Raw genomic sequence first — 23,267 nt, 5'->3', positions numbered from 1 at the left:
GTTTGCAAGCGTGATTTGATCCACGCCTGCCCGACCTCAAATTCAGCTGACAGAAAAAAGTCAGCCCTGCTTGGCAGCACCTGGCATCGGTTTCAGCGTGTTCATCAGCGCGCCGTAAGGCAGGAGCATCACGAGGCCGACGAGAACCTTCACCGAAAGATCACCCATCGCCCAGGAAATCCACCGAGGCGCTTCCACGGCGAAGACACCGAGGATGGGAGCATTTTCGACTGCGAAGGCATCGTTGGGGCCAACGAAAGAGAAACTCGCTGCAAAGGCGATGGAGAAGAACAGCGCCGTATCCAGCACCGAACCCAGCATGGAGCCGGCAAGCGGCGCGTGCCACCAGCGCTGGCGGCGCAGGCGGTTGAAGACGGAAATATCGAGCAGCTGGCCGATCAGATAGGCGGTGCCCGATGCGACGGCGATGCGCGGAATGGAGGTCCAGAAGGACAGCGTGACACCGACGACGAAGCCGGCAAGCACGACGCGGCGCGCTATGGACGGGCCGAACTGGCGGTTGGTCAGGTCCGTGACGAGGAAGGCGACCGGATAGGTGAAGGCGCCCCAGGTCAGAAGATCGCCGAGATTGACACCGAACAGCGATCCGGAAAGCGGATACTGCACCAGAATATTGGAGGCGACGACCACCAGTGTCATCAAGAGAACGTAGATCAGCGTATAGCGCAAATAGGGCATTTTTTTATCCTGGGTGATGCCACCAGTTAGAGCCAACTAAAACAAACAAAAGGCTTGAGCGGCAAAAGCCATTCAAGCCCTCTGAATATCGATGATGTCGAAACCGCTATTAAGCAGCTTCAGCCGTCTTCTTGGCGATCTGGCGGCGCAGGAGACGAGCGCGCATGCTCAGTTCGTTTTCGCCGGACTTCAGAAGGAAGGCATCGAGGCCGCCACGGTGTTCAACGGAGCGCAGAGCTGCTGCGGAAACACGCAGGCGGAAGCGCTGGCCGAGAGCATCGGAGATCAACGTGACCTGGCAGAGGTTCGGAAGGAACCGGCGCTTGGTCTTGTTGTTGGCGTGGCTGACGTTGTTGCCCGTCTGGACGCCCTTGCCGGTCAATTCGCATACACGGGACATGGGTACACCTATTTCGTTTCGTCTGTTTCACCACTGGCTCGCCACCGGCAAAACCGGGGTGGCAATCCAACTGGCCATGATTGGAAAGTTGCGGTTCTATAGTCAGACGAGACTTAACAGTCAAGCCGCTCGCGATCAAATGAAAGGAAATTCCGGCGTTTTCAACCGGCATCCGCTTTTTTATTGCCACAAGTCAGCGTATATCATCGCCCGATAAGGCCGCTTCCGCGCCTCTTTTAAGGTGATATCGAAATGATTGCCAGAGGAAAAAGCATTTTCATGGCCGTGACAATAGCGTTTGCGGGCGTTTCTCCCTCGCTCGCCGCCGAAGCACGCCATACAAGCGAATACAGCATCAATCTCGGCATTTTGCCGATTGCGCGGGCAAGTTTTTCGACTCGCATGGACGGACCGAACTATTCGATCTCCGGTTCCTTCAGTGCCGCCGGCCTTGCCAGCATTTTAAAGGACATTTCCGGCAAGACGACGGTTTCCGGCGCCAAGCGCGGCCATCGGCTGCAGGCCAACGAATATTCGCTGGTCTACAAGGACGGCAAGCGGGTACGGACCTATGACGTTGTCTATCGCAACGGCAATGTCACATCGACGACGGTAAAACCCGAGCCGAAGGCTCGGCCGGACAATTGGGTTGACGTAAAGGATCGCGACCTGCGCTCGGTTCTCGACCCTATTTCCGGTTTGATCATTCCCTCCGGTGGCCGTATCTGCCCGACCCGCCTGCCGATTTATGACGGCGAATCGCGGCTGGATCTGGTTTTGAGTTCCAGCGGCACCAAGCCTTTCAAGACCAATGGCTTCAGCGGCGATGCCATCGTCTGCAAGGCGCGTTATGTGCCGAAGTCGGGTTACCGGCAGGGGCGCAAGGATATCGAATATCTGAAATCCATCTCGATGGAGATCTGGTTCGCCAAGTCAAACAATATGGATGTCTATGCGCCTGTTTATGCGATCATTCCGACGCGGGTGGGGCAGGTCTACATCACGGCGACGAAATACGGCGGCTGACCAAAGCTGACGGTGGCACAAGAAAAGCAGACGTTGCAGCGTATTTCTTCTCCCCGCCGGGGAGAAGGTGGCCCGAAGGGCCGGATGAGGGGCTACGTTGCCGGATATCTCTACCCTTGCCCCTCATCCCGCTGCCGCGGACTTCTCCCCCTCGGGGAGAAGAAACAAGGGGCACTCACTCACTCCGCAGGCGACTGCTCCAGGTTCAGGGCGCGTCCCCAGGCGACCAGCCGGGTTCGGCCATGACGAAGCTCGAAAAGGCAAATCCCGGTGAGACGGTGCAGCCGACGAGGGTGAAATCGCCGAGGCTTTCCGCCGATTGCCAGCAATCGGCCGGCACGATCACCTGCGGGCGCTCGCCTTCCAGAATCGCGGGACCAAGCGTGAAGGTCTGTACCTCCCGGCCGTCCTCCGAAAGATGCAGCGTGATGGGTGCGCCGGCATAATAGTGCCAGACCTCGACGGCATCTGTTACCCGATGCCAGTGTGAGCGAACGCCTTTTTCCAGAAGATAATAGATCGCCGTCGAATGGCCGCGCTCACCGCCCGCCCTGTCGCGAAAAGTCTGGTGGTAAAAACCACCCTCGGGATGCGGTTCAAGACCCAGTTCGCGAATGATCGCTTCCGCAGACAGATCGGCGCCCATCAGAAATTGTCCTTGCGCGTGCGGATTTCCGCAAAAACGTCCGCATCACTGGCAGTCTCCAGGCCAAGATGCCTGCGGATGCCGGCATCTGCGACCCGCATATAGGGATTGGTCTGCTTTTCGAGCCCGATGGTGGTGGGAATGGTGAATTCATTTGCCTGCCGCGCCTTTTCAACACGTGCCGCTCGCTCGCTCAGAACCGCATTGTCGGTATCGACGGTGAGGGCGAAACGGGCATTCGCGAGTGTATATTCGTGGCCGAAATAGACTTTTGTGTCATCGGGCAGCGCCATCAATTTCTGGAAGGAATGCCACATATCCGCCGCCGGGCGTTCGAACAGCCGGCCGCAGCCCATGGCAAACAGCGTATCGGCGGCAAACAGCAGGCCGTCATCGGGAAGGTAATAACAGATGTGCCCTGCGGTGTGGCCGGGCGTCGAAATGACCTGGACGCGGCAGCCGGCGAATTCGAATTCGTCGCCGTCGGCCTGAGAGCGGTCTAGACCGGGGATCGCGATAGCCTCGTCGTAAGGGCCGTGCACTTCACAGCCGAACTTGTCCTTCAGCGCCAGATTGGCTTCTACGTGGTCCTGATGATGGTGGGTGGTGAAGATATGGGTGAGTTTCCAGCCATGACCATCGAGAGCCTGCAGGATCGGGGCTTCCTCGGGTGCGTCGATGGCGGCGGTCGCCCCGCTTTCGGGATCGTGCAGCAGAACCCCGAAATTGTCACTGCGGCAAAGAAAGACGTCTATTTCCAAAGGTTTCATCGTATCCTCTCCAATTGCCGGCCGGGACCGGCGCATTTATCCGCCTGGATTTCAATGTAGGGGCAGACGCCTTGAAGTCCAACCGCCTGATGCTACATTCTCGCCCATGAACACCGATATCGTCGATCTGCGCGAATTCTATCATTCCCCGCTTGGCCGCTCGGCCGAGCAGGCGATTACCATGGCGCTTTCGACGCTCTGGCCGCCTTTGCCGGAAGAGCGGTTGGTCGGTCTCGGTTATGCGGTGCCGTTTCTGGACCGGTTCCGCCACGATACCGAACGCACCTTCGCCTTCATGCCGGCGGGGCAGGGGGCAGTGAACTGGCCGGCGGGCGAGCTGTCTTCCACGGCACTGGTATTTGATGAAGAACTGCCGCTGCCCGATTCGTCGATAGACCGGGTGCTGATGGTGCATGCGCTCGAATTTGCCGAAAATCCGCGCGAAACTCTGAAAGAATTGTGGCGGGTGCTGGCGCCCGGCGGGCGTCTGGTGATCGTGGTGCCGAACCGGCGCGGCGTCTGGGCGCGCATGGAACATACGCCCTTCGGCTCGGGGCGGCCCTATTCGCGCGGCCAGCTGACAGCGCTGCTGCGTGAAACCAACTTCACGCCGGGGGCTTCCGCCGAGGCGCTGTTCTTTCCGCCGACCACCAGCCGCCCGGTATTGAAATTCCGCCGTTACCTCGAACTCACCGGCCGCAGGCTGTGGCCCCTGTTCTCGGGCGTCATCGTGGTGGAGGCGCAGAAACGTCTCTATCAGGGATTGCCCGTCACCCAGCGCGCCTCGCGCCGGGTTTTTGTACCCGTGCTCGCGCCGCAGGGTGTTCCCACCACCCGCACCGCCGCAAAGCACGGAAAGCCGCGCTGACCCTCGACAAAACGCCCATTCCGGTCTAATGCCTCCGGCATTGCTGTTGCCGGGTTCTCCGGCGTTTTTCCAAAGGTCGATCAAATGAGTGCAGAGCTTAGCCAACCTGTTCCGCGTCCGGGTATTCTGGATATCGCCGCTTATGTTCCCGGCAAGGAACATGTGGACGGCGTTGCGAAGGTCTATAAGCTCTCCTCCAACGAAACACCGCTTGGGCCGAGCCCAAAGGCGATTGAAGCTTTCGGCACGGCTGCCAGCCATCTGGAAATCTATCCGGACGGTCAGGCCATCGCGCTGCGTCAGGCGATTGCCGATGTGCATGGTCTCAACATCGCAAACATCATGTGCGGCAACGGTTCGGATGAGCTTCTGGGCCTGCTTTGCCATGTCTATCTCGGTGCAGGCGATGAGGCGATCATCACCGAACACGGTTTCCTCGTGTACAAGATCCAGATCATGGGCGCAGGCGCGACCCCGGTGACGGTGAAGGAAAAGGACTGCGCGGTGGACGTGGATGCGATCCTCGCCGCCGTCACGCCCAAGACGAAGATGGTTTTTGTTGCCAATCCCGGTAACCCCACCGGCACCTATGTTCCTGTTGCGGAAATCCGTCGCCTTCAGGCCGGTCTGCCGAAACATGTCGTGCTGGTGCTCGATGCCGCCTATGCCGAATATGTGCGCAAGAACGATTACGAGGCTGGTCTTGAACTGGTTTCCGGCAACCGCAACGTGGTGATGACCCGCACCTTCTCCAAGGTTTACGGTCTCGCCGCACTGCGTGTGGGCTGGATGTATGCCCCGGTTGATATCATCGATGCGCTGAACCGTGTGCGCGGCCCGTTCAACATGAGCGCCCCGGCCATTGCGGCGGGTGCCGCTGCGATCCGCGATCAGGCCTTCGTTCAAAAGGCTGTGGCACATAATGCCCTGTGGATGGAAAAGCTGGTCACGACCTTTACCGGCCTCGGCCTGGAAATCACACCGTCGGTCACCAACTTCATCCTCATCCATTTCCCGGATCAGGACGGCAAGCGCGCGGCGGATGCGGACGAGTTCCTGAGCCGCCGTGGTTATATCCTGCGCGCCGTGCGCGGTTACGGTTTCCCGAATGCGCTCCGAATGACGGTCGGTTCGGAAGAAGCCAATCTCGGCGTCATCTCGGTGCTTACCGAGTTCATGGGGCAGGCGTGATGGGCGAAATCATGTTCGAACGCATCGCGCTGATCGGCATCGGCCTGATCGGCTCGTCGATCGCCCGCGACATCAAGGAATTGGGGCTTGCGCGGCATGTCACGATTTCCACCCGCAGCGAGGAAACGCTGAAGCGGGCGGAGGAGCTGGAACTCGGCACGGATTACACCGTCTCGGCGGCGGAGGCCGTGAAGGATGCCGATCTCGTCATCGTTTCGGTCCCGGTCGGCGCGTCGGAAAGCGTCGCGCAGCAGATAGCGCCGCATCTGAAGCCCGGCGCCATCGTCACCGATGTCGGCTCCACCAAGGCGTCCGTCATCGCGCAGATGGCGCCGCATATGCCTGATAATGTGCATTTCATTCCCGGGCACCCGCTGGCGGGTACGGAAAAATCCGGCCCGGATGCCGGTTTTGCCGGCCTCTTCCGCGAGCGCTGGTGCATCTTCACGCCGCTGCCTGGCACGGACGCCGAGGCGCTGGAGAGGCTGAAGGATTTCTGGCGGGCGCTTGGTTCGCGCGTGGATGAAATGGATGCCGAACACCATGACAAGGTTCTGGCGATCGTCTCGCATCTGCCGCATATCATCGCCTACAACATCGTCGGCACGGCTGATGATCTGGAGACGGTAACCGAATCGGAAGTCATCAAATATTCGGCCTCCGGTTTCCGTGACTTCACCCGTCTGGCGGCCTCCGATCCAACCATGTGGCGGGATGTCTGCCTGCACAACAAGGACGCCATCCTAGAAATGCTGGCGCGCTTTTCCGAGGACCTCGCCTCCCTGCAAAGGGCGATCCGCTGGGGCGAAGGCGACAAGCTGTTCGAGCTGTTTTCCCGCACCCGCGCCATCCGCCGCTCCATCGTCCAGGCCGGTCAGGACGTCGACGCGCCGGACTTTGGACGGCACGCTCTGGATCAGAAGAAGTAGGGCGCAGCGTAAGGCAAACGCGATTCTCTCTTCGTCATGCCGGACTAGATCCGGCATCCAGCCACGGCGCGTCCGCGCCGTGGGATGAGTCTTGCGCGATCAAGGACTTGATCGCACTGGACCCCGGATCTAGTCCGGGGTGACGGAGCGGGATGCGAAAACTCAGATCGGCGGGATCTTGCCAAGCGGAATGAAGCCGCTGACGGTGGCGCGACCGCGATCGACCACGAGATCGACGGACGCCCTGTCGCCGCCGCCGGCGAGCGCGCCGAGCAGCTTGCGGGCCGTGTCGATGGTGGATTGCAGCTGCGGAAACGCCTGCTTGGCATTATCAGACCAGGCGCCGAGCTTTTCGATCTCCAGCTTGAACTGACCGGAGAGATATCCTTCATTATCGAAGGAGAAGGGGCCGCTGATGCGCATGGTGCGGCCCTCGCCGATATCGGCCACCAGCCGGCGAAGCTCGCCGCTTGCGCCGTACAGGCCGGATCTGTCGCTGCCGTCGACCATGCCCGCCTTGCCGGCGAGCGTGACATCAACGATGGCGTCGAGGCGGGGAAGGATCTGCGGCCAGTCCTTGATGACGGTAGCCGAGTCGGTCAGGGTTATTGCACCGTCGAGATCGGCGCCGTTCTGGCGCAGGTGCATTTCCGTCTTTACGGCATCAAAATCGATGGTCTGGCCGGTGACGGAGGACACCGCCTGCGCCTTCAGGCCGTCGATGACGAGCGACGTGCGGTCGATACCCCTGAGCTTGGTGACGATGCTCGATTGCATGTTCTGCCAGGCGGCCGAAATCGTCAGGCCGTGAGCGGTGCGGATTTCCGCCGGCGAATCCAGTTCCCAGACGATGTGGCCGGGATTGTAGACCTGCGCTGCCGAGCGCAATTCGCCAAAGGAAGCGGAAACGCCGTTCTGCTTGTCGTCCACCATCACCTTCGAGCAGAAGAGGCCGATGCGGAACGGATAACCCTTGAAGGCGATATCGCCGCATTCGCCGCTGACATTTCTGGCCTGTGAGGGAGATATCACGTTCAGCACCGTCTGCTTTAGCCTGTCGGCGGCATAAAACCACCCGGCCGTGTAAAATCCGATGACCAGCACAATGGCGATACCAAGCCAGAGGAATTTTTTGGAGGTGCCGGATTGGCTTGACGCTGCCATATTGATCTCCGATGAACAGACTTCAGGTAATTTTGATTTGGCTTGGGATATGGACGATTTTTGGGTCTTTGGCTACGGTTCGTTGATGTGGAACCCCGGCTTCGCCTTTGAGGAGAGGCAGCAGGCGCGGCTGCATGGCTATCGTCGCTCGCTCTGCATCAGTTCCAGCGTCTATCGCGGTACGGAGGAAAAGCCGGGCCTCGTGCTGGGGCTGGAGCGCGGCGGTTCCTGCCTTGGCGTTGCCTTCCGCGTCAGGGGAAAGGACCACGACCCCGTCATGACCTATCTGCGTGAACGTGAACTGATAACGAATGTCTACAAGGAACGTGTTGTTGCAATTGCCTTTGCCGATGGCCGGCGCGGCAGCGCGGTGACCTATGTGGCCGATCCCGCGCACGAGCAATATATTGGCGGTCTGGGTGTGACCGAGGCGGCGGTCATCGTCGCGGCCGCATCGGGTCGCTCCGGCCCGAATACGGACTACGTCTTCAATACCGTGCAGCATCTGCAGGATATGGGCATTCGCGACTCGCTGCTGGAAAGCATTGCCGCCAATGTCGGTACGCTCGCGGCTCAGCCGGCGGCTGTGTCCTTGCCCTGAAGTTCAGCGATACGCTTAATGGCGGTCGGCGGTAGCGGCAGGTGCGGATTGTTGCGCGCGGTGTCCAGCAGCAGTTCGTCGCTCGCCTTCTCCGTCACATCGATCAATCGCTTGAAAAACACGTCGGGGTCGAGCCCCGGCTCGATGGCCGGCAATATCCGCACCTTGAAATGGCCGGGATAACGCATGGTCGAACGGCGTGGCCAGAAGAGGCCGGGGTGCATGGCGACCGGAATGACCGGAACCTGCAGGTCGCGATAAAGGCGGGCAATGCCATAACGATATTCAGGCTCGGCGCCCGGCGGGCGACGCGTGCCTTCGGGATAGATGATCAGTTCGCGGCCGGCGGCCATTTCCTCTTTCGCCCGCTCCATCACCTTCAGCATGACCTTGCCGCGCGCGGCGCGGTTGACGGGGATCATGCGCTGCTTCATCGCATACCAGCCAAATAGCGGGATCCACAAAAGCTCGCGCTTCAGAATATAGACCGGGTCGGGAAGGTTGGGCAAAAGCGCATAGGTATCCCAGAAGGACTGGTGCTTGGGCGCGAAGATGCAACCGGTCTCCGGAATGTTTTCCAGGCCCTCTATCTCGAAAGTCGTTCCGACGATGGTTTTCATCAGCCAATGGTTGGAGCGCGCCCAGTTCTTGGGGATTTCGTAGGCGATCTTGCGCGGCAGGATGAAATAGATCGGCGTCAGCACGATCATGCGGACAATCAGGTTGAGATAAAACAGCGTATTGAAAAGAAAAGAGCGCAGCTTGAGCATCAACAGCCTTCCCGGGATGCAGCCGTTCCGAAACTTTGAGCGCCTCGATGCCGGATGCCGATGCCAGACGCCTACACGAAAACAAGGGGCGGCAGCAAGCGTGTTTCTGGCAGCTTACGAGGAAGCCGCCGTTACTTTCGGTGGAGCGTGATCGGCGGCGCCCTTGCGCAGGCCGTCACCCTTGCCAAAGCCGGTCAGGTCACGCCCGGCCGCCGCCACGAACTTCAGATATTCGTAGAGCATTGTTCTCACCACATCCGGCTCCGCGAACCAGTTGGTGCGGGCAAGGTCCGCGCTGATGACGGGGTAGGCGATGAATTCGGTCTGCGGGCTGGCGTTGCGCAATTCATGCAGGCTGCGATGCATATGGTAATTGTTGGTGACAACGACGATGGCCGAATAACCGTGATCGCGTATCCAGCTTGCCGCCTCATTGGCGTTGCCGATCGTATCAATGGCCTTGTAGCCCATATCCACGCAGCAGGAAAACATGTCCGAAGAGCCCTGCGTCATCTTGCGGATCTGCGAACGGGTGGTGGCGGGGTTGACGCCGGAAATCAGCAGACGTTTGCCCACACCGTCACGCAGCAGGCCGACCGCCTGTTCAATGCGCTGGTAGCCGCCGGTCAGAACGATGATCGCATCGCCCTTCGCGCCCTCCGGCGGGCGCATGGAGGCGACGGAATCGGCAAACCACAGGAAACCGCCCGAAAAAGCACCGAGAGTGATGACGCAAAGCAGGATGAGACCGCGAATAAAACGGCGCAGGCGGCCACGCCGCGACCAGAGGCTCTTTTTTGCCGGTCGCGTGGTCGTCTGATCCTGATCCTGGTCCGTCCGACTCACAAACATTCCTCCTGAATACTCGCCGATTAAGGCAAGGAACAGGCATTTTTGTCCACCGTCCGCAGGTTACATCCGGCTCGTGAAGGTTTCAGTTTTCCCGCAAAATCTCAAAGCCGGGGTCACGATGCAAGGCCGTCACTTTTCGACGGATCGGAGCGCACGCGATCGATATCGTCGATCGTGCGGATGACGGTTACGCGCGCCGTGATGGTGGTGAGAAGCGCGATGATGATCATCGTTGTGGCGATGCCGATGTAACCGCCGAGACCGACCGAAAAGGAGCCGAAAAGCGCACTTGCCTGATCGCTCTGCGGTGTGGCGACAGTGCTCGACTGCCAGAAACCGGCTGCAAGAAAAACCGTCGCCGCCAGCGCGCTGCCCGCCGCTGCCCCCTTGAGGCTGATTTTCAGGAAGTGCTTCTGGAATTCCCGCGCGACGAAGCTGCTTTCGGCACCGACGAAATGCAGGACCTCGACGATGTGCCGGTTGCCGGAAAGCGCGCCGCGGGTGGCGAACACCACCGTCAGCACCATGGCGGTGAAGACGAGAATCAAAACGCCGACGCCGATCATGACCGTGGTTCTGGCCATGGAGACCAGCCTGTCCACCCATGTGCGGTGGTCGTCGAGAAACGCCTGCGGAAGTTCGGCCTTCAGCATGTCGCGCATTGCCTGAAAATCGGGCGGGTTGTTTTCGTCGATGGTGATGACGACGAGGCGCGGGATCGGCAGTTCGGAAAGGTCGAGACCGCTGCCGAGCCATGGTTCCAGCAGGCGTGACGTGGCGGCATCGTCGAGGATCGTGCCATCGCGCGTGCCGACGAAGGTGAGCGCCAGATTGCGTGCCTTGTTCAGTGCCGCCGTCATGTCCAGCCCGTCCTCGGGCTTGATCTGGATGGTGATCTCGCGGGAAATCTGGCTCTGCCAGGTGGCGGCGGTGGCGCGCACCATGGAGACCGCACCGAGTGTGAGGCACGCAAGAAAGGCCATGATGGCGATGACCACCATCAGTGCGTTGCCCTGAATGTTGGATGGCGGCAGAATGGGCGCCATCGGGCGGATGCGCATCGGCGGGCGCTTCGGCGTCGTTGCCTCGGGTCTCAACTGTTTGCGGTTGATCTCATTCATAGATGTCGAGCCGCCCTTCGGTCAGGATCATCCGGCGCGCATCGATCTGGTCCATCAGGCCAAAATCATGGGTGGCGATGACGACGGCCGTGCCCAGCCGGTTGAGTTCCAGAAAGAGGTTGAGAAGGCGCTTGGCCATCGGCGGATCGACATTGCCGGTCGGCTCGTCGGCCAGCAATATTTCCGGCTGGTCCATCAGCGCGCGGGCAATGGCGGCGCGCTGCTTTTCCCCGCCCGAAAGGATGGCCGGCAGCACATTGATGCGCTCGCCAAGGCCCACCCATTTCAAAAGCTCGATCACGTCGTTGCGGTAGGCGCTTTCTTCTTTGCCGCGCACGCGCAGTGGCAGGGCCACATTCTCATAGGTCGTCAGATGATCCAGCAGCCGGAAATCCTGAAAGACGATACCGACGCGGCGGCGCAGCATCGGCAGCTCGCTGCGCGGAATGCGCGACACATCGCGGTTGAACATGCGGATATTGCCGCGTGTCGGCTGCAGCGACATCAAGAGCAGACGCAGAAGCGTCGTCTTTCCGGCGCCCGAAGGCCCGGTCAGAAACTGGAACGAACCCTTGGGAATATCGAAGGTCATGTCCCTCAGGATCTCGGGTCCCATGCCGTAACGCAACCCGACATTTTCGAAATGGATCAACGGACTTCCAGTCTCTTCGTTTCGTGGTGGTTCGCAAGCCGCCGGCGCGTGAGGCCCGGATGCCGCCGTTTAACCCGGTTCCGGTGGCCTGTGCGAGGCGTTTTTGCGAAGCATTAACCAATTAAATTTAAAACTTGGCAGGATTCGTTGCAATGCCCAGTTTTGCGGGCCGGAAAACCTGACCGGGGAATTCTATGGCTATGTTCCGTTCATCTCGCCGGCAAGCGGCATTCGATTTCGACCTCCTGATGCCGGAAGCGCCGGCGCGCCGGGCGGCGCGGGCTGCAGGTCCAGGCCCCGACGTGGTAGACGCGGAATTTGTCACCATCAAGGAAAACCGTGCGCGTCAGCCCGGAAACGACAACCGTGGTGCGGTGCGCCGGCAGAAGGAAAAACCACCCGTCACCGCCGGAGTGCTCGGTTTGGCGTTCGTCGGCTGGGTGGATCGCAAATTGTCGCGCCTGTCAGCGGATGCCTATTCGGCGCTGGTCGCGGGGCTGGCCATTTTCGTTTTCGTCTGCTCCGGGGGCCTGTCGGTCGTCGTGCCGGAAAAATCGGCTGTTGCCGCGCCGGTGAACCCGCTTGCCATTTCCCATGTCACCATCACGCCGCAGGAGGCGGGCGGCATGGATGTCCTTCTCATCAACGGCATCGTGGAAAACAACGGCACCGCGCTTGAAGACGTGCCGGCACTTCGCGCCGATCTCTTCGTCGCCAAGGGGCAGCTGGTGGCCAGCATGGTCATCGAGCCGCCGGTGAAGCAGATGCAGCCCGGTTTCAGCCACGGATTTTCGGCAAAGTTGCGCCATCCCGGTGGAAAAACACCGGAGATCAAGCTTTCCTTCGTCGAGGCGGGTGCGTCCGAACGCTGATTGTGCTAACGCGTGATCCTCGTATTTTTACTGAAAGGTAAAATCGGCAAGGCGCAGCACAGGAGAAAGAATGCCCGTCGTCCGTGGAAAAAACATCGAGCCGCTGTACACGGCCGAGCAGATCGCCGAGCGCAATCGCGATATGGCCAAGCATATAGCCGGCGGCCCGACCAAGGATTTGCTGGTCATTGCCGTGCTCAAGGGATCGTTCATTTTCGCGGCCGATCTTATCCGCGCGCTGCATGACAGCGGCCTTGCTCCCGAAGTCGAATTCATCACGCTGTCGAGCTACGGTGCCGGCACGGTTTCGCAAGGGGTGCGGATCGTCAAGGATATCGACAGCGACGTGAAGGACCGCGATGTCCTCTTGATCGACGATATTCTCGAATCCGGCCGCACGCTGCGTTTTGCCAAGGAGCTGCTCTACGAGCGCGGCGCCCGTAACGTCACCATCGCCGTGCTGCTCGACAAGAAGGTCAAGCGCAAGGAAGATCTGGAGGCCGATTATGTCGGCTTTGAATGTCCTGACTATTTCGTTGTCGGTTATGGCATGGATGTCGCCTACGCCTTCCGTGAGCTGCCTTTCGTCGGCGTCGTGACCGGCGACGCCTGACCCATTCTGCCGTGCCGGTTTGATACATGCCGGAGACGCCTCATTAACCATTCACCCAGCGAAACCCTGGGTGTTTACCTCTTGAAAAGAGGAGCCTGCGATGTTGCTCACGGCTGGAAATGATGCCCAGGAGCAATGATTGATGGCGAAGATTTTGATTACCGAAGATGAGGATGCATTGCGGGCTTTCGTCGCCCGCGCGCTGCGTCTCGACGGTCATGAGACCCATGAGGCGGCAGACGGCGAGCAGGGGCTGGAAAAGCTCCAGGAGACCAGTTTCGATCTTCTTCTTTCGGATATCCGCATGCCGGTCATGGATGGCATCGAGCTGGCGCACCGCGCCGCCGAACGCTTCCCGGCCATGCGCATCCTGCTGATGACCGGTTATGCCGAGCAGCGCGAACGGGCGGACGATCTGGCTGAAAAGATTGTTGACGTCGTCTCGAAGCCCTTTGCGCTTCCGGATATCCGCAAGGCTGTGGCGCGCGCGCTTGCGGCTTGAACGGCGAGACTAAGGAGATTTGAAGGGCGGCCTTCGTGCCGCCTTTTTTGTTGGCCGGACATCACCGCAGTCGTTGTTGCTCTATACCCACCCTCCGTCATTCCGGCCTTGAGCCGGAATCTAGCCAGCCCAAGTCCTTGGGCTGAAAGAACTCTTTCCGCCGCGCAGATGCGCGTCAACTGGATGCCGGATCAAGTCCGGCATGACGGAAAAGTTTAGGCGGTGAGGACGTAACGAGCCGCAGCATTACCTGTGCGTAACCCTCATTGTATATCCAGCAACCGCTCCAGATACCGCCGCTCGATTTCACCGGGCGGATTGTTGCCGAGCTTTTCGCGGATCGCCTCGAGGATTTCGCGGGCGCGCTGCACGTCGATCTCATCAGGCACCTTCACTTGGTCGCCGAAATCCGGGCCCGTCGTGCTGCGTGGGCGGCCGAGCGGGTCGCGGCCGTTCTGGCCGCCCTGGCCCGCCATGCCTTCCTGACCTTGCCCCGGCTGCTGGCCCTGCTGGCGCATCGCCTGCATGATCTGGCCCATCATGTCCTGTGCGCCCTGTCGCAACGCGTTCAGTGCATTGCCCTGGCCTTCCACCGCCTGTTCGCCCTGGCTTTTGCCGAGTGCTTCGCCGGCGCCTTCCATTTCCTGCTGCGCCTTGCCGAAGTTTTCCCCCGGCTCCATGCCGAGATCGCGAAGGCCCTGCTGCAATTCGCCGAGCTGCTTGCCGAGCGCATCCTGCTGCGCCCGCAGGTTTTTCAGCGCCTCGCGCAATTGCTCGGCGGTCATCTGGTCGCTCGGCTGTCCGCCCTGCTGGCCATTCTCACCCTGCTGGCCCTGTTGCGGCTGCTGACCGTTTTCACCCATTTGCGGGTCACCTTCGCCCTCGCCATCCTGTTGTGGATCGCCGCGCTGCATGCGGTCACGCAGCGCCTGATCGAGCTTGAAGGTCTCGTCCATCAGCTTTTGCTGCTGTTGCAGAATTTCGCCGAGCTTGTCGATCTGCTGGCGCATCTTGCTGCTCTGCTGTTGCCCCTGCTGGCCCTGACGCTGCGGCCGGCCCGCCTGCAGATTGTTCATCATGCGTTGCAACTGCGAGAGCATTTCCTGTGCCGCGTCACGGTTGCCGGAGCGGGCGAGGTTCTCGATCTGGTTCATCATATTTTCCAGATCGCGCTGGCGCAGAACGTTTTGCGCCTGCTGGTTCATGTTGGCTTGTGGCGCGTTTTGCATGCGCTGCGCAAGCTCGCTCATGAATTGCTGCATCGCCTCGCGCAGTTCCTGCATCAGCTTGGCAACCTCCTCATCGGAGGCATTGCGCTGAAGCGCTTCGGAGAGTGCGTTCTGCGCATCACGCAGGCGTTTCTCCGCCTGAGACAGATCGCCATCCTCGATGCCGAGCGCGATCTCCCAGAGGTAATCGGCGGTATTCTTCAGCATCTCCTCATTATAGGCGAGCCGCATGCGGGTCTGCGCCGATTGCAGCAGGAGATAGTGCGTGGTGTTGGGAATGGTTTCCTCCGGACGCAGGCCCACCGCCTCGTTATAGGCAATCGCCTTCGGCATCTGGCGCGTGTCGAGCGAAAAGATCTGCCGCTGTTCGGCAATGGAGGCCGCCAGCGGTTCGGAGAAGTTGCGTCCGGGCAGCACCATCTCATGCGCCGGGCTGCGGCCGGTCTGGCCGGCACCGTCGGTCGCCACCAGCGTGATACGAACGCGTTTGCCCGCCATCGGATGTTCGGTCAGGTTGCGGCTTGTCAGCCCCTTGATTTCGCGGTTGTTCTGCCGCGGCAGGTCGAGCTTGAACTCCGGCGGCGGGTAAAGTGCCGTCGCACCTTCCGCAATGCCAAGCGGCTCAATGATGGCATGCGCTTCCTTCAGGCCGTAATCGTCCTTGGCGGTGAAGCCCACTTCAAGCGCGCCATTGACGGCGCGGCGCGGCATGTTGTCGAAGGCGATGGTGGGCGGCTGGTCGGGGATGACATTGAACATCCATTGTTCACCGTTCGCGGTGATCATGCCGCTTTCGGTTACATCCATGGCAAAGGTGCGCGGCGCGACAGACTGGTCCGGCGTGCGGGTTTCCGGCTGAACAGCCACGTCGCCGCTCGCACTGTCCGCACGCTTGGCCTCAGGCGCAAGCTTCTGCAGGGCGCCTGCCGTCTCGGGTTCGAATGTCACTTCTTCGCCGCCATCACCGCCGGTCATGCGGATCGTCAGCTTGGAGGATTGCGGCACGGAAACAGCGTCACGGTTGGTTGCGTCACGTCCGGTCAGGAAAATCGGCGCGCGGCCGGTATAGGATGGCGGCGTGACCCAGGCATCGAGACGGATGTCGGGATTGAGCGGACCGACAGCCGGTCGGCTGCGGAAGGCATCGGCAATCGTGCCCGCGCCGTTGGAATAGGAAAAACCGAAGGCGGCGGCCAGAAGAAGGGCGGGAACGGCGCGCAGCGCGAGGCGGTCATAACGGGCGATATCGGGTTTCGGCAGGCCGGCATTCAGCGCGGCGATGCGCTCCGCCATGCGGATCTGATGTTCTTTCCAGAGCGTTCGGGAAAAAGGCGTATCGAAGGCCGGTTCGTCCTCCTGCACGCCAACCGGCTGGTGCGCGAGACCGTTGCGATCTTCAAGCAGGCGGGACGCGTCGTTATCCGTCGGCCATTTCAGCCGAAGGATCGGCAAAAGCGTGGCGATGAAACTGAAAACCAGCACGAAAACAACGCCGAGTCGCAGGAAATCCGGCATGTGCCGGTAGAGACCGAACCAGGCAAGCGCCAGAAACACGGCGGCGATGGAGAGCGGCCACAGCGTTTTCGGCGCAATTTTTTCCGAAAGCAGTACGATTTTAGCGAAGAAGCGCTTGGCGGCAACCCGGCGGGCAAGGTCCGGCCGCTGCGCGAACGCGCCGGTCGGGCGCTTTCTGCCTGTCCTGTCCTCTCCGGCTGTGGTCATCAATCCGTTCTCCCGGTTCTGGCCACGTCGAACGCCATTCCCGGAACGGCGAGCTGTTTCATGTCACGGAGCAAGGATAACATTCTTTGTGGCGAAGACGAGGGCACCTAAGCCCTCACCCCCATTTTTTAGGCAGCTTCGCTTGATTGTGATCGACCAACCGGTGACGCAGGCGAGATCAATCGAGCCAGGCAGGCACGGAATCGAGCGCGATCAGCTCTTCATAGGTGCCGCGCGGGCGAATGACGTGGAATTTGTCATCCTTCACCAGCACTTCAGGCACCAGCAGGCGCGAGTTGTAGGTGCCGGCCTGCACCGCGCCATAAGCACCCGCGGAACTGACGGCGATCAGGTCGCCCGGCTGCGGCGCAGCCATCTCCCGGTCGAGCGCCAGATAATCGCCGGTCTCGCAGACAGGTCCAACGATATCGGCCTTGATGCGCGGCGCGTCTGCGGCGGGCTGCACCACCGGACGGATGCCATGATAGGCCTCATAAAGCGTCGGGCGGATGAGGTCGTTCATCGCGCCGTCGACGATCACGAAGGTCTTTTCGCCGCCGTCCTTCACATAGATCACTTCGGTCACCAGAATGCCGGCATTGCCGACGATTAGGCGGCCCGGCTCGGTGACGATCTTGCAATTGAGGCTCTTCAGCTCATTCTTGACGATATGGGCATAGGCATCCGGCAGCGGCGGCGGATTATTGTCCTCGCGATAGGGGATGCCGAGACCGCCGCCAATATCGACATGGCTGATCGTGTGGCCGTCGGTGCGCAGCGCCTCGACAAGTTCGCGCAGCAGCCGGAAGGCATCCTCGAAAGGCTGCAATTCGGTAATCTGGCTGCCGATATGCATGTCGATGCCGGTGACTTCGATGCCGGGCAGGGTGGCGGCATGGGCATAGACCGCGCGGGCGCGCTCATAGGAAATGCCGAACTTGTTCTCTTTCTTGCCGGTGGAAATCTTGGCGTGGGTGCGCGCATCCACATCCGGATTGATGCGGAAGGAGACATGCGCCCGCTTGCCCACTTTCACGGCGCGCAGGTTGAGGACTTCCAGTTCCGGCTCGGATTCGATGTTGAAACAGTAGATGCCGGCTTCCAGCGCATAATCCATTTCCGCAACCGTCTTGCCGACGCCGGAAAACATGATGCGGCTTGCCGGAACCCCGGCTGCGAGTGCGCGGCGCAATTCGCCGCCCGAGACGACGTCGATGCCAGCGCCGAGCTTTGCCAGCGTCTTCAAAACCGCCTGATTGGAATTGGCCTTCATGGCGTAACAGACCATGGCGTCCACATCCGCAAAGGCGCCGGAAAACACCTTGTAATGGCGCTCCAGCGTCGCGGTCGAATAGACGTAGAAAGGCGTGCCGACCGCCTTGGCGATCTCAGGCACAGGCACGTTTTCGGCGTGCAGTACGCCGTCGATATAGCCGAAATGGTTCACAGGCTTTTATCCGTCAGAGAAGCTTGTCGAGAATGAACGGCCGTTCCGCCGTCGCCGGCTTTGTCTCCGTTCCGTCGGCATTGCGCTTGTTGCGCATTTCGACCGGCGTGCTCGGCGGGTCGATGTCGCCCTTACGCCCGCAGGCGCTGAGAACAAGGCTGACGGCGAGCGTCATGCCGATGGGAACGATGAGTTTGCGCGCGGTTTTTGAAAGCATGGGCCTGTCCAAAGGAAATATGTGCCTCTCTGATAACGAAAAACAGGGCGCTTGTGCACCCTGTTTCTTGTGATCGCAGCGTAACGCGATTTTATCAGTTGCGTCCGCGCCACCAGGCGATCTGCTTCTTCACTTCCGAAGGGGCCGTGCCGCCGAAGCTGGTGCGGCTGGCAACCGATGCCTCGACGGACAGAACGTCGAAAACGCCCTTGGTGATGCCGGGGTGGATGGCCTGCAAATCTTCCAGCGAAAGATCGGCGAGGTCGCAGCCCTTCTTCTCCGCCAGCGCCACGGCATTGCCGGTCACATGGTGGGCATCGCGGAAGGGCAGGCCCGCTTCGCGCACCAGCCAGTCGGCAAGATCGGTAGCGGTGGAATAGCCCGAACCGGCGGCGGCGCGCATGCGGTCCTTGCGCACTTCAAGGTCGCGGATCATGCCGGTCATGGCGGCAATCGCCAGTTCCAGGCTCTCGGCGGCATCGAAAACCTGTTCCTTGTCTTCCTGCATGTCCTTGGAATAGGCGAGCGGCAGGCCCTTCATGACCGTCAGAAGCGCGATCAGCGAGCCGTTGATGCGGCCGGTCTTGGCGCGCACCAGTTCGGCGGCGTCAGGGTTCTTCTTCTGCGGCATGATCGAGGAGCCGGTGGAAAAGGCATCCGACAGGCGGATGAAACCGAATTGCGGCGTCGACCAGATGACGATTTCTTCGGCGAGGCGCGACAGATGCGTGGCGCAGATGGAAGCGATAGACAGGAATTCCAGCGCGAAATCGCGGTCGGAGACGGTGTCGATGGAGTTGCGGGTCGGCTCGCGGAAACCGAGCGCCTTCGCTGTCATGTGGCGGTCGATGGGATAGCCGGTGCCGGCGAGTGCGGCCGCGCCGATCGGGCTTTCGTCCATGTGCTCGATGGCGTGACGCACGCGGGCGCGGTCACGGCCGAACATTTCCACATAGGCCATGCAATGATGGCCGAAGGTCACCGGCTGGGCCGTCTGCAGATGGGTGAAGCCCGGCATCACGGTATCGGCATTTTCTTCGGCGCGGTCGAGGAAGGCGGCGATGAGAGCAGTCAGCATACCCTCGGTCTTCTGCAGTTCTTCCTTGACCCACAGGCGGAAATCGAGCGCCACCTGGTCGTTGCGCGAGCGGGCTGTGTGCAGACGGCCGGCTGCCGTGCCAATGAGGGTGGCAAGCCGCGCCTCGATGTTCATGTGAATATCTTCGAGCTTGCGCGAGAATTCGAAGGTGCCGGCTTCGATCTCTGACAGGATCGTGTTCAGGCCGTGAGTGATCTTGTCTTTATCTTCCTGCGAAATAATGCCTTTTTCCGCCAGCATGGCGGCATGCGCCATAGAGCCGCGGATGTCCTGGGCGTAAAGCTTCTTGTCGAAGCCGATGGAGGCATTTATCTCTTCCATGATGGCAGACGGCCCGGAAGCGAAACGCCCGCCCCACATCTGGTTGGAGGATTTCTGATCTGTGCCGTCAGCCATGTTCGCAGTGCCCTGGAGTATTCGATGACAGAAAAAAGGCCGTTCAGGCTTCCTTCCGCCAAGTTGGTTGCAATTGCTGCCGTTGCCGGTGTCTTAAGCGGCGCGGGCGCGGTCTGGTTCAGGCATATTGGGTCTGAGAGCCCGGTTCAAGGGGCAGCGGTAACTGACGCCGGTTTATGTGAGGGCGCGGCAAACCGCATTGCCTCGCTGAAGCCGTTTCTGAAAGGGCAGGTTGCGGCCATGTCGGGCACAGACAGGCCGCGCGTCATACCGCTTTCCTTCAAGGGGCCGGAGGCACAGGAGATGACGCTTGCCGATCTCAAGGGCAAAACGGTTCTGCTCAACCTCTGGGCCACGTGGTGCGTGCCGTGCCGGGAAGAGATGCCGGCGTTGAACGCTCTGGAACATGAAAAGGGCGGCAATGATTTCGAGGTGGTGGCCGTCAGTATCGACATTGGCGCGGACGAAAAGCCGAAAGCCTTCATGGACGAATACAAGATCGACGCGCTGAAGCTCTACCGCGACAGCTCCATGGGCGTTTTCAATACGCTGAAAAAAGAAGGCCTCGCTTTCGGCCTGCCCGCGACCATGCTCCTGGACGAAAACGGCTGTCTGCTCGCCGCCATGAATGGCCCGGCCGCCTGGGACAGTGAAGATGCCAAGGCGTTGATATCGGCAGTGAAGGCTAAATAATTTTCCTGATACATGCGGGAGGGGGTTCCTTCCCGCATTCGAGCCTTGAGATATATTTCCTGGAATTTAGCGTGTCGGAACCGGCGTCTCGCCGCGATAGTCGTAAAAACCGCGGCCGGATTTGCGGCCGAGCCAGCCGGCCTCGACATATTTCACCAGCAGCGGGCAGGGGCGGTATTTGCTGTCGGCCAGACCGTCATGCAGCACCTGCATGATCGACAAACAGGTGTCGAGACCGATGAAATCGGCAAGCTGCAGCGGACCCATCGGGTGGTTGGCGCCGAGCCTCATGGCGGTGTCGATGGCTTCAACCGAACCGACGCCTTCGTAAAGCGTGTAGATCGCCTCGTTGATCATCGGCAGCAGGATACGGTTGACGATGAAGGCCGGGAAATCTTCGGCAACGGTGATCGCCTTTTCCAGCGTCCGTACATAATCCTTGGCCGCATCGAAGGTCTTTTCATTGGTGGCGATGCCGCGCACCAGTTCCACCAGCTTCATCACCGGCACCGGATTCATGAAATGGATGCCCATGAATTGCTCAGGACGGTCAGTCGCGGATGCAAGGCGGGTGATGGAGAGCGACGAGGTGTTGGTCGCCAAAAGCGCCTCGGGCTTCAGCACCGGGCAGATCTGCGCATAGATCTTGCGTTTGATCTCTTCATTTTCGGTTGCCGCCTCGATGACGAGATCCATCGGTGCGAGATCGTTGATATCCGTCGAGCCGCTGATGAGCGCCAGCGCCTCTTTTCGGGCATCGTCCGAAAGTTTGCCGTTGGTAACCTGGCGGGCGAGGTTGCCATTGATCGTGGCGAGGCCGGCTTCAATGCCGTCCTTGGAAAGGTCGTAAATATGAACCTTGTAACCCGCCAAGGCGGAAACATGCGCGATGCCGCAACCCATCTGACCGGCTCCGATGACACCGATATTCTTAAAGGGGGCGGTCATATGCTGGTCTCCTCTTGGGGATTTCATCTGCGTGCTGGTCGGCGATGTTACGCATATCGCCGCAAAAGAGAAGGCGGTGCGTTTAAAAAACGCACCGCCCCCGATAGCTGTTGAAAATCACAGCGCCTTTTCGAGTTCCGGCAAGGCCACGAACAGATCTGCGACGAGGCCATAATCGGCGACCTGGAAGATCGGCGCTTCCTCGTCCTTGTTGATGGCGACGATGACCTTTGAGTCCTTCATGCCGGCCAGATGCTGGATGGCGCCGGAGATGCCGGCGGCGATGTAAAGCTGCGGCGCGACCACCTTGCCGGTCTGGCCAACCTGCCAGTCGTTCGGCGCATAACCCGCATCGACCGCCGCACGGCTGGCGCCAACGGCTGCACCGAGCTTGTCGGCGACCGGAAGGATCACTTCCTTGAACTTTTCGGAGGAGCCAAGCGCGCGACCGCCCGAGATGATGATCTTGGCCGATGTCAGTTCCGGACGGTCGGAAGAGGCGAGCGCGTCGGACACGAAGCTGGACAGGCCGGGGTTCTCGGCAGCGCCAATGGTTTCGACCGGAGCCGAGCCGCCTTCGGCCGCTGCCGCAAAGGCGGTGGGGCGCACGGTGATCACCTTCTTCGCATCGGTTGCCTGCACCGTCTGGATGGCGTTGCCGGCATAGATCGGGCGCTTGAAGGTGTCAGGGCTGACCACTTCGATGATTTCCGAGACCTGCGCCACATCGAGAAGGGCCGCCACACGCGGGGCAACGTTCTTGGCCGACGCGGTCGCCGGCGCGATGATGACGTCGTAGGAGGGGCTGAGCGAAACGATCAGCGCCGCCAGCGGCTCGGCGAGCGCATTGGCATAGGACGCGTCATCGGCCAGCAGCACCTTGGAAACGCCGGAGAGTTTCGCGGCTGCATCGGCAGCGCCCTTTGCACCGGAACCGGCGACCAGAACATGCACGTCGGAGCCGATCTGCGTTGCCGCCGTCAGCGTCTTTGCCGTCAGGTCGGAAAGGGTTGCGTTGTCGTGTTCTGCCAGCAGAAGAATGGCCATGAGAATATCTCCCTTTTCCGAAACCTTAGAGGACGCCGTCGGCTTTGAGCTTTTCGACCAGCTCGGCAACCGAGCCGACCTTGATGCCCGCCTTGCGGCCTGCCGGCTCCTCGGTCTTCAACACCTTCAGGCGCGGCGAAACATCGACACCGAAATCGGCCGGAGCCTTCTTGTCGAGCGGCTTCTTCTTCGCCTTCATGATGTTCGGCAGCGAGGCATAACGCGGCTCGTTCAGACGAAGGTCGGTGGTGACGACGGCGGGAAGCTTCAACTCCACCGTCTGCAGGCCGCCATCGACTTCACGCGTCACCGCAACCTTGCCGTCGGACGGCTCGACCTTGGAGGCGAAGGTGCCCTGGCCCCAGCCCAGCAGCGCCGCCAGCATCTGGCCGGTCTGGTTCGAATCGTCGTCGATCGCCTGCTTGCCGACGATGACGAGGCCGGGCTGTTCGGCCTCCGCCACGCCCTTCAGAAGCTTGGCGACGGCCAGCGGCTCGACCGCTTCGTCGGTCTCGATCAGGATGGCGCGGTCGGCACCCATGGCGAGCGCCGTGCGCAGCGTCTCTTCCGCCTTGGCCGGGCCGATCGACACGACCACAACCTCTTCGGCCTTGCCTTGCTCCTTCAGGCGAAGCGCCTCTTCCACCGAGATTTCGTCGAACGGGTTCATCGACATCTTCACATTGGCGAGCTCAACGCCTGAACCATCCGCCTTCACGCGGATCTTGACGTTGTAATCAACAACTCGTTTGACGGGGACAAGGATCTTCATCGGTGGCTTTCCTCAAACTCC

25 protein-coding genes are annotated in these 23,267 nt (G+C 60.6%); 9 read left to right on the top strand and 16 right to left on the bottom strand.

Annotated elements, in window-relative coordinates; translation table 11 throughout:
- Positions 1-60 precede the first annotated feature (60 nt).
- The gene (locus JZY08_RS18650; RefSeq protein ID WP_216333101.1) at positions 61-699 is read right to left on the bottom strand and encodes a queuosine precursor transporter; all 639 of its coding nucleotides are present in this window, start codon (positions 697-699) and stop codon (positions 61-63) included.
- A gap of 109 nt (positions 700-808) precedes the next feature.
- On the bottom strand, positions 809-1,099 hold the full coding sequence (gene rpmB / locus JZY08_RS18645; protein ID WP_003509888.1) for a 50S ribosomal protein L28: 291 nt from the start codon (positions 1,097-1,099) through the stop codon (positions 809-811).
- A 252-nt stretch (positions 1,100-1,351) separates the two neighbouring features.
- On the opposite strand from rpmB, the gene JZY08_RS18640 reads away from it, so the two are divergent.
- Positions 1,352-2,125, top strand: coding sequence for a DUF3108 domain-containing protein (locus JZY08_RS18640; RefSeq protein WP_216333100.1), 774 nt, complete (start codon positions 1,352-1,354; stop codon positions 2,123-2,125).
- Positions 2,126-2,330: 205 nt separating this feature from the next.
- On the opposite strand, the gene JZY08_RS18635 is transcribed toward JZY08_RS18640, so the two are convergent.
- Complete coding sequence (locus JZY08_RS18635; RefSeq protein ID WP_216333098.1) at positions 2,331-2,771, bottom strand: cupin domain-containing protein; 441 nt, start codon at positions 2,769-2,771, stop codon at positions 2,331-2,333.
- The gene (gene gloB / locus JZY08_RS18630; RefSeq protein ID WP_216333096.1) at positions 2,771-3,541 is read right to left on the bottom strand and encodes a hydroxyacylglutathione hydrolase; all 771 of its coding nucleotides are present in this window, start codon (positions 3,539-3,541) and stop codon (positions 2,771-2,773) included. Before gloB ends, JZY08_RS18635 begins: the two co-directional genes overlap by 1 nt.
- A 106-nt stretch (positions 3,542-3,647) precedes the next feature.
- Here gloB and JZY08_RS18625 point away from each other — a divergent pair, with 106 nt between their 5' ends.
- The 3 genes from JZY08_RS18625 to JZY08_RS18615 all read left to right on the top strand — a co-directional run bounded on the left by JZY08_RS18625 (position 3,648) and on the right by JZY08_RS18615 (position 6,529).
- Positions 3,648-4,409, top strand: coding sequence for a class I SAM-dependent methyltransferase (locus JZY08_RS18625; RefSeq protein WP_137039165.1), 762 nt, complete (start codon positions 3,648-3,650; stop codon positions 4,407-4,409).
- A gap of 84 nt (positions 4,410-4,493) precedes the next feature.
- Complete coding sequence (gene hisC / locus JZY08_RS18620; RefSeq protein ID WP_216333095.1) at positions 4,494-5,600, top strand: histidinol-phosphate transaminase; 1,107 nt, start codon at positions 4,494-4,496, stop codon at positions 5,598-5,600.
- Positions 5,600-6,529 carry a prephenate/arogenate dehydrogenase family protein gene (locus JZY08_RS18615; RefSeq protein WP_216333094.1) on the top strand — a complete coding sequence of 310 codons (930 nt, stop codon included), beginning with the start codon at positions 5,600-5,602 and terminating at the stop codon, positions 6,527-6,529. The genes hisC and JZY08_RS18615 overlap by 1 nt, the downstream gene beginning before the upstream one ends.
- Before the next feature lie 162 nt (positions 6,530-6,691).
- On the opposite strand, the gene JZY08_RS18610 is transcribed toward JZY08_RS18615, so the two are convergent.
- Entirely contained in the window at positions 6,692-7,693 is a 1,002-nt protein-coding gene (locus JZY08_RS18610) for a DUF2125 domain-containing protein (RefSeq protein ID WP_216333093.1), read from the bottom strand.
- A 49-nt stretch (positions 7,694-7,742) separates the two neighbouring features.
- Here JZY08_RS18610 and JZY08_RS18605 point away from each other — a divergent pair, with 49 nt between their 5' ends.
- The gene (locus tag JZY08_RS18605) at positions 7,743-8,294 is read left to right on the top strand and encodes a gamma-glutamylcyclotransferase (protein ID WP_080838054.1); all 552 of its coding nucleotides are present in this window, start codon (positions 7,743-7,745) and stop codon (positions 8,292-8,294) included.
- Here the strand turns inward: JZY08_RS18605 and JZY08_RS18600 are convergent.
- The 4 genes from JZY08_RS18600 to ftsE form a co-directional block, all read right to left on the bottom strand.
- Positions 8,267-9,064, bottom strand: coding sequence for a 1-acyl-sn-glycerol-3-phosphate acyltransferase (locus JZY08_RS18600; RefSeq protein WP_216333092.1), 798 nt, complete (start codon positions 9,062-9,064; stop codon positions 8,267-8,269). The genes JZY08_RS18605 and JZY08_RS18600 overlap by 28 nt on opposite strands.
- A 114-nt stretch (positions 9,065-9,178) precedes the next feature.
- Positions 9,179-9,916 carry a YdcF family protein gene (locus JZY08_RS18595; RefSeq protein ID WP_137039161.1) on the bottom strand — a complete coding sequence of 246 codons (738 nt, stop codon included), beginning with the start codon at positions 9,914-9,916 and terminating at the stop codon, positions 9,179-9,181.
- Between the two features lie 113 nt (positions 9,917-10,029).
- On the bottom strand, positions 10,030-11,037 hold the full coding sequence (locus tag JZY08_RS18590) for an ABC transporter permease (protein ID WP_216333091.1): 1,008 nt from the start codon (positions 11,035-11,037) through the stop codon (positions 10,030-10,032).
- Complete coding sequence (ftsE, locus tag JZY08_RS18585; protein WP_003497447.1) at positions 11,030-11,689, bottom strand: cell division ATP-binding protein FtsE; 660 nt, start codon at positions 11,687-11,689, stop codon at positions 11,030-11,032. Before ftsE ends, JZY08_RS18590 begins: the two co-directional genes overlap by 8 nt.
- A gap of 200 nt (positions 11,690-11,889) precedes the next feature.
- Here ftsE and JZY08_RS18580 point away from each other — a divergent pair, with 200 nt between their 5' ends.
- The 3 genes from JZY08_RS18580 to JZY08_RS18570 all read left to right on the top strand — a co-directional run bounded on the left by JZY08_RS18580 (position 11,890) and on the right by JZY08_RS18570 (position 13,676).
- Positions 11,890-12,561, top strand: a complete 672-nt coding sequence (locus tag JZY08_RS18580; protein WP_216333090.1) for a DUF3426 domain-containing protein — start codon at positions 11,890-11,892, stop codon at positions 12,559-12,561.
- A gap of 70 nt (positions 12,562-12,631) precedes the next feature.
- Positions 12,632-13,174 carry a hypoxanthine phosphoribosyltransferase gene (hpt, locus tag JZY08_RS18575; RefSeq protein WP_003497442.1) on the top strand — a complete coding sequence of 181 codons (543 nt, stop codon included), beginning with the start codon at positions 12,632-12,634 and terminating at the stop codon, positions 13,172-13,174.
- A 142-nt stretch (positions 13,175-13,316) separates the two neighbouring features.
- Complete coding sequence (locus JZY08_RS18570) at positions 13,317-13,676, top strand: response regulator (RefSeq protein WP_003497441.1); 360 nt, start codon at positions 13,317-13,319, stop codon at positions 13,674-13,676.
- Positions 13,677-13,939: 263 nt separating this feature from the next.
- Here JZY08_RS18570 and JZY08_RS18565 read toward each other — a convergent pair whose 3' ends face one another.
- From JZY08_RS18565 to argH, 4 genes are all read right to left on the bottom strand, one after another.
- Complete coding sequence (locus JZY08_RS18565) at positions 13,940-16,627, bottom strand: TIGR02302 family protein (protein ID WP_216333089.1); 2,688 nt, start codon at positions 16,625-16,627, stop codon at positions 13,940-13,942.
- Between the two features lie 178 nt (positions 16,628-16,805).
- Positions 16,806-18,074, bottom strand: coding sequence for a diaminopimelate decarboxylase (lysA, locus tag JZY08_RS18560; RefSeq protein WP_035222590.1), 1,269 nt, complete (start codon positions 18,072-18,074; stop codon positions 16,806-16,808).
- 13 nt (positions 18,075-18,087) lie between these two features.
- Positions 18,088-18,291 (bottom strand): lipoprotein, encoded by a 204-nt coding sequence (locus JZY08_RS18555; RefSeq protein ID WP_003497438.1) that lies wholly within the window; start codon positions 18,289-18,291, stop codon positions 18,088-18,090.
- A 94-nt stretch (positions 18,292-18,385) separates the two neighbouring features.
- A complete protein-coding gene (argH, locus tag JZY08_RS18550) occupies positions 18,386-19,786 on the bottom strand; it encodes an argininosuccinate lyase (protein WP_216333087.1) in 1,401 nt (466 codons plus the stop codon).
- A gap of 24 nt (positions 19,787-19,810) precedes the next feature.
- On the opposite strand from argH, the gene JZY08_RS18545 reads away from it, so the two are divergent.
- Positions 19,811-20,479: a TlpA disulfide reductase family protein gene (locus JZY08_RS18545; RefSeq protein WP_216333085.1), complete on the top strand. Its 669-nt coding sequence runs from the start codon at positions 19,811-19,813 to the stop codon at positions 20,477-20,479.
- Between the two features lie 66 nt (positions 20,480-20,545).
- On the opposite strand, the gene JZY08_RS18540 is transcribed toward JZY08_RS18545, so the two are convergent.
- The 3 genes from JZY08_RS18540 to JZY08_RS18530 all read right to left on the bottom strand — a co-directional run bounded on the left by JZY08_RS18540 (position 20,546) and on the right by JZY08_RS18530 (position 23,246).
- A complete protein-coding gene (locus JZY08_RS18540; protein WP_216333084.1) occupies positions 20,546-21,427 on the bottom strand; it encodes a 3-hydroxybutyryl-CoA dehydrogenase in 882 nt (293 codons plus the stop codon).
- 117 nt (positions 21,428-21,544) lie between these two features.
- Entirely contained in the window at positions 21,545-22,474 is a 930-nt protein-coding gene (locus JZY08_RS18535; RefSeq protein ID WP_216333082.1) for an electron transfer flavoprotein subunit alpha/FixB family protein, read from the bottom strand.
- A gap of 25 nt (positions 22,475-22,499) precedes the next feature.
- Complete coding sequence (locus JZY08_RS18530; protein ID WP_216333080.1) at positions 22,500-23,246, bottom strand: electron transfer flavoprotein subunit beta/FixA family protein; 747 nt, start codon at positions 23,244-23,246, stop codon at positions 22,500-22,502.
- Between the last annotated feature and the right edge of the window lie 21 nt (positions 23,247-23,267).

Source organism: Rhizobium sp. X9, assembly GCF_018873185.1.
In the GTDB taxonomy this organism is placed as follows: Bacteria; Pseudomonadota; Alphaproteobacteria; order Rhizobiales; family Rhizobiaceae; genus Agrobacterium; species Agrobacterium oryzihabitans.
The sequence above is the reverse complement of the archived record's forward strand: the minus strand, read 5'-3'. Positions and strand labels throughout refer to the sequence as shown.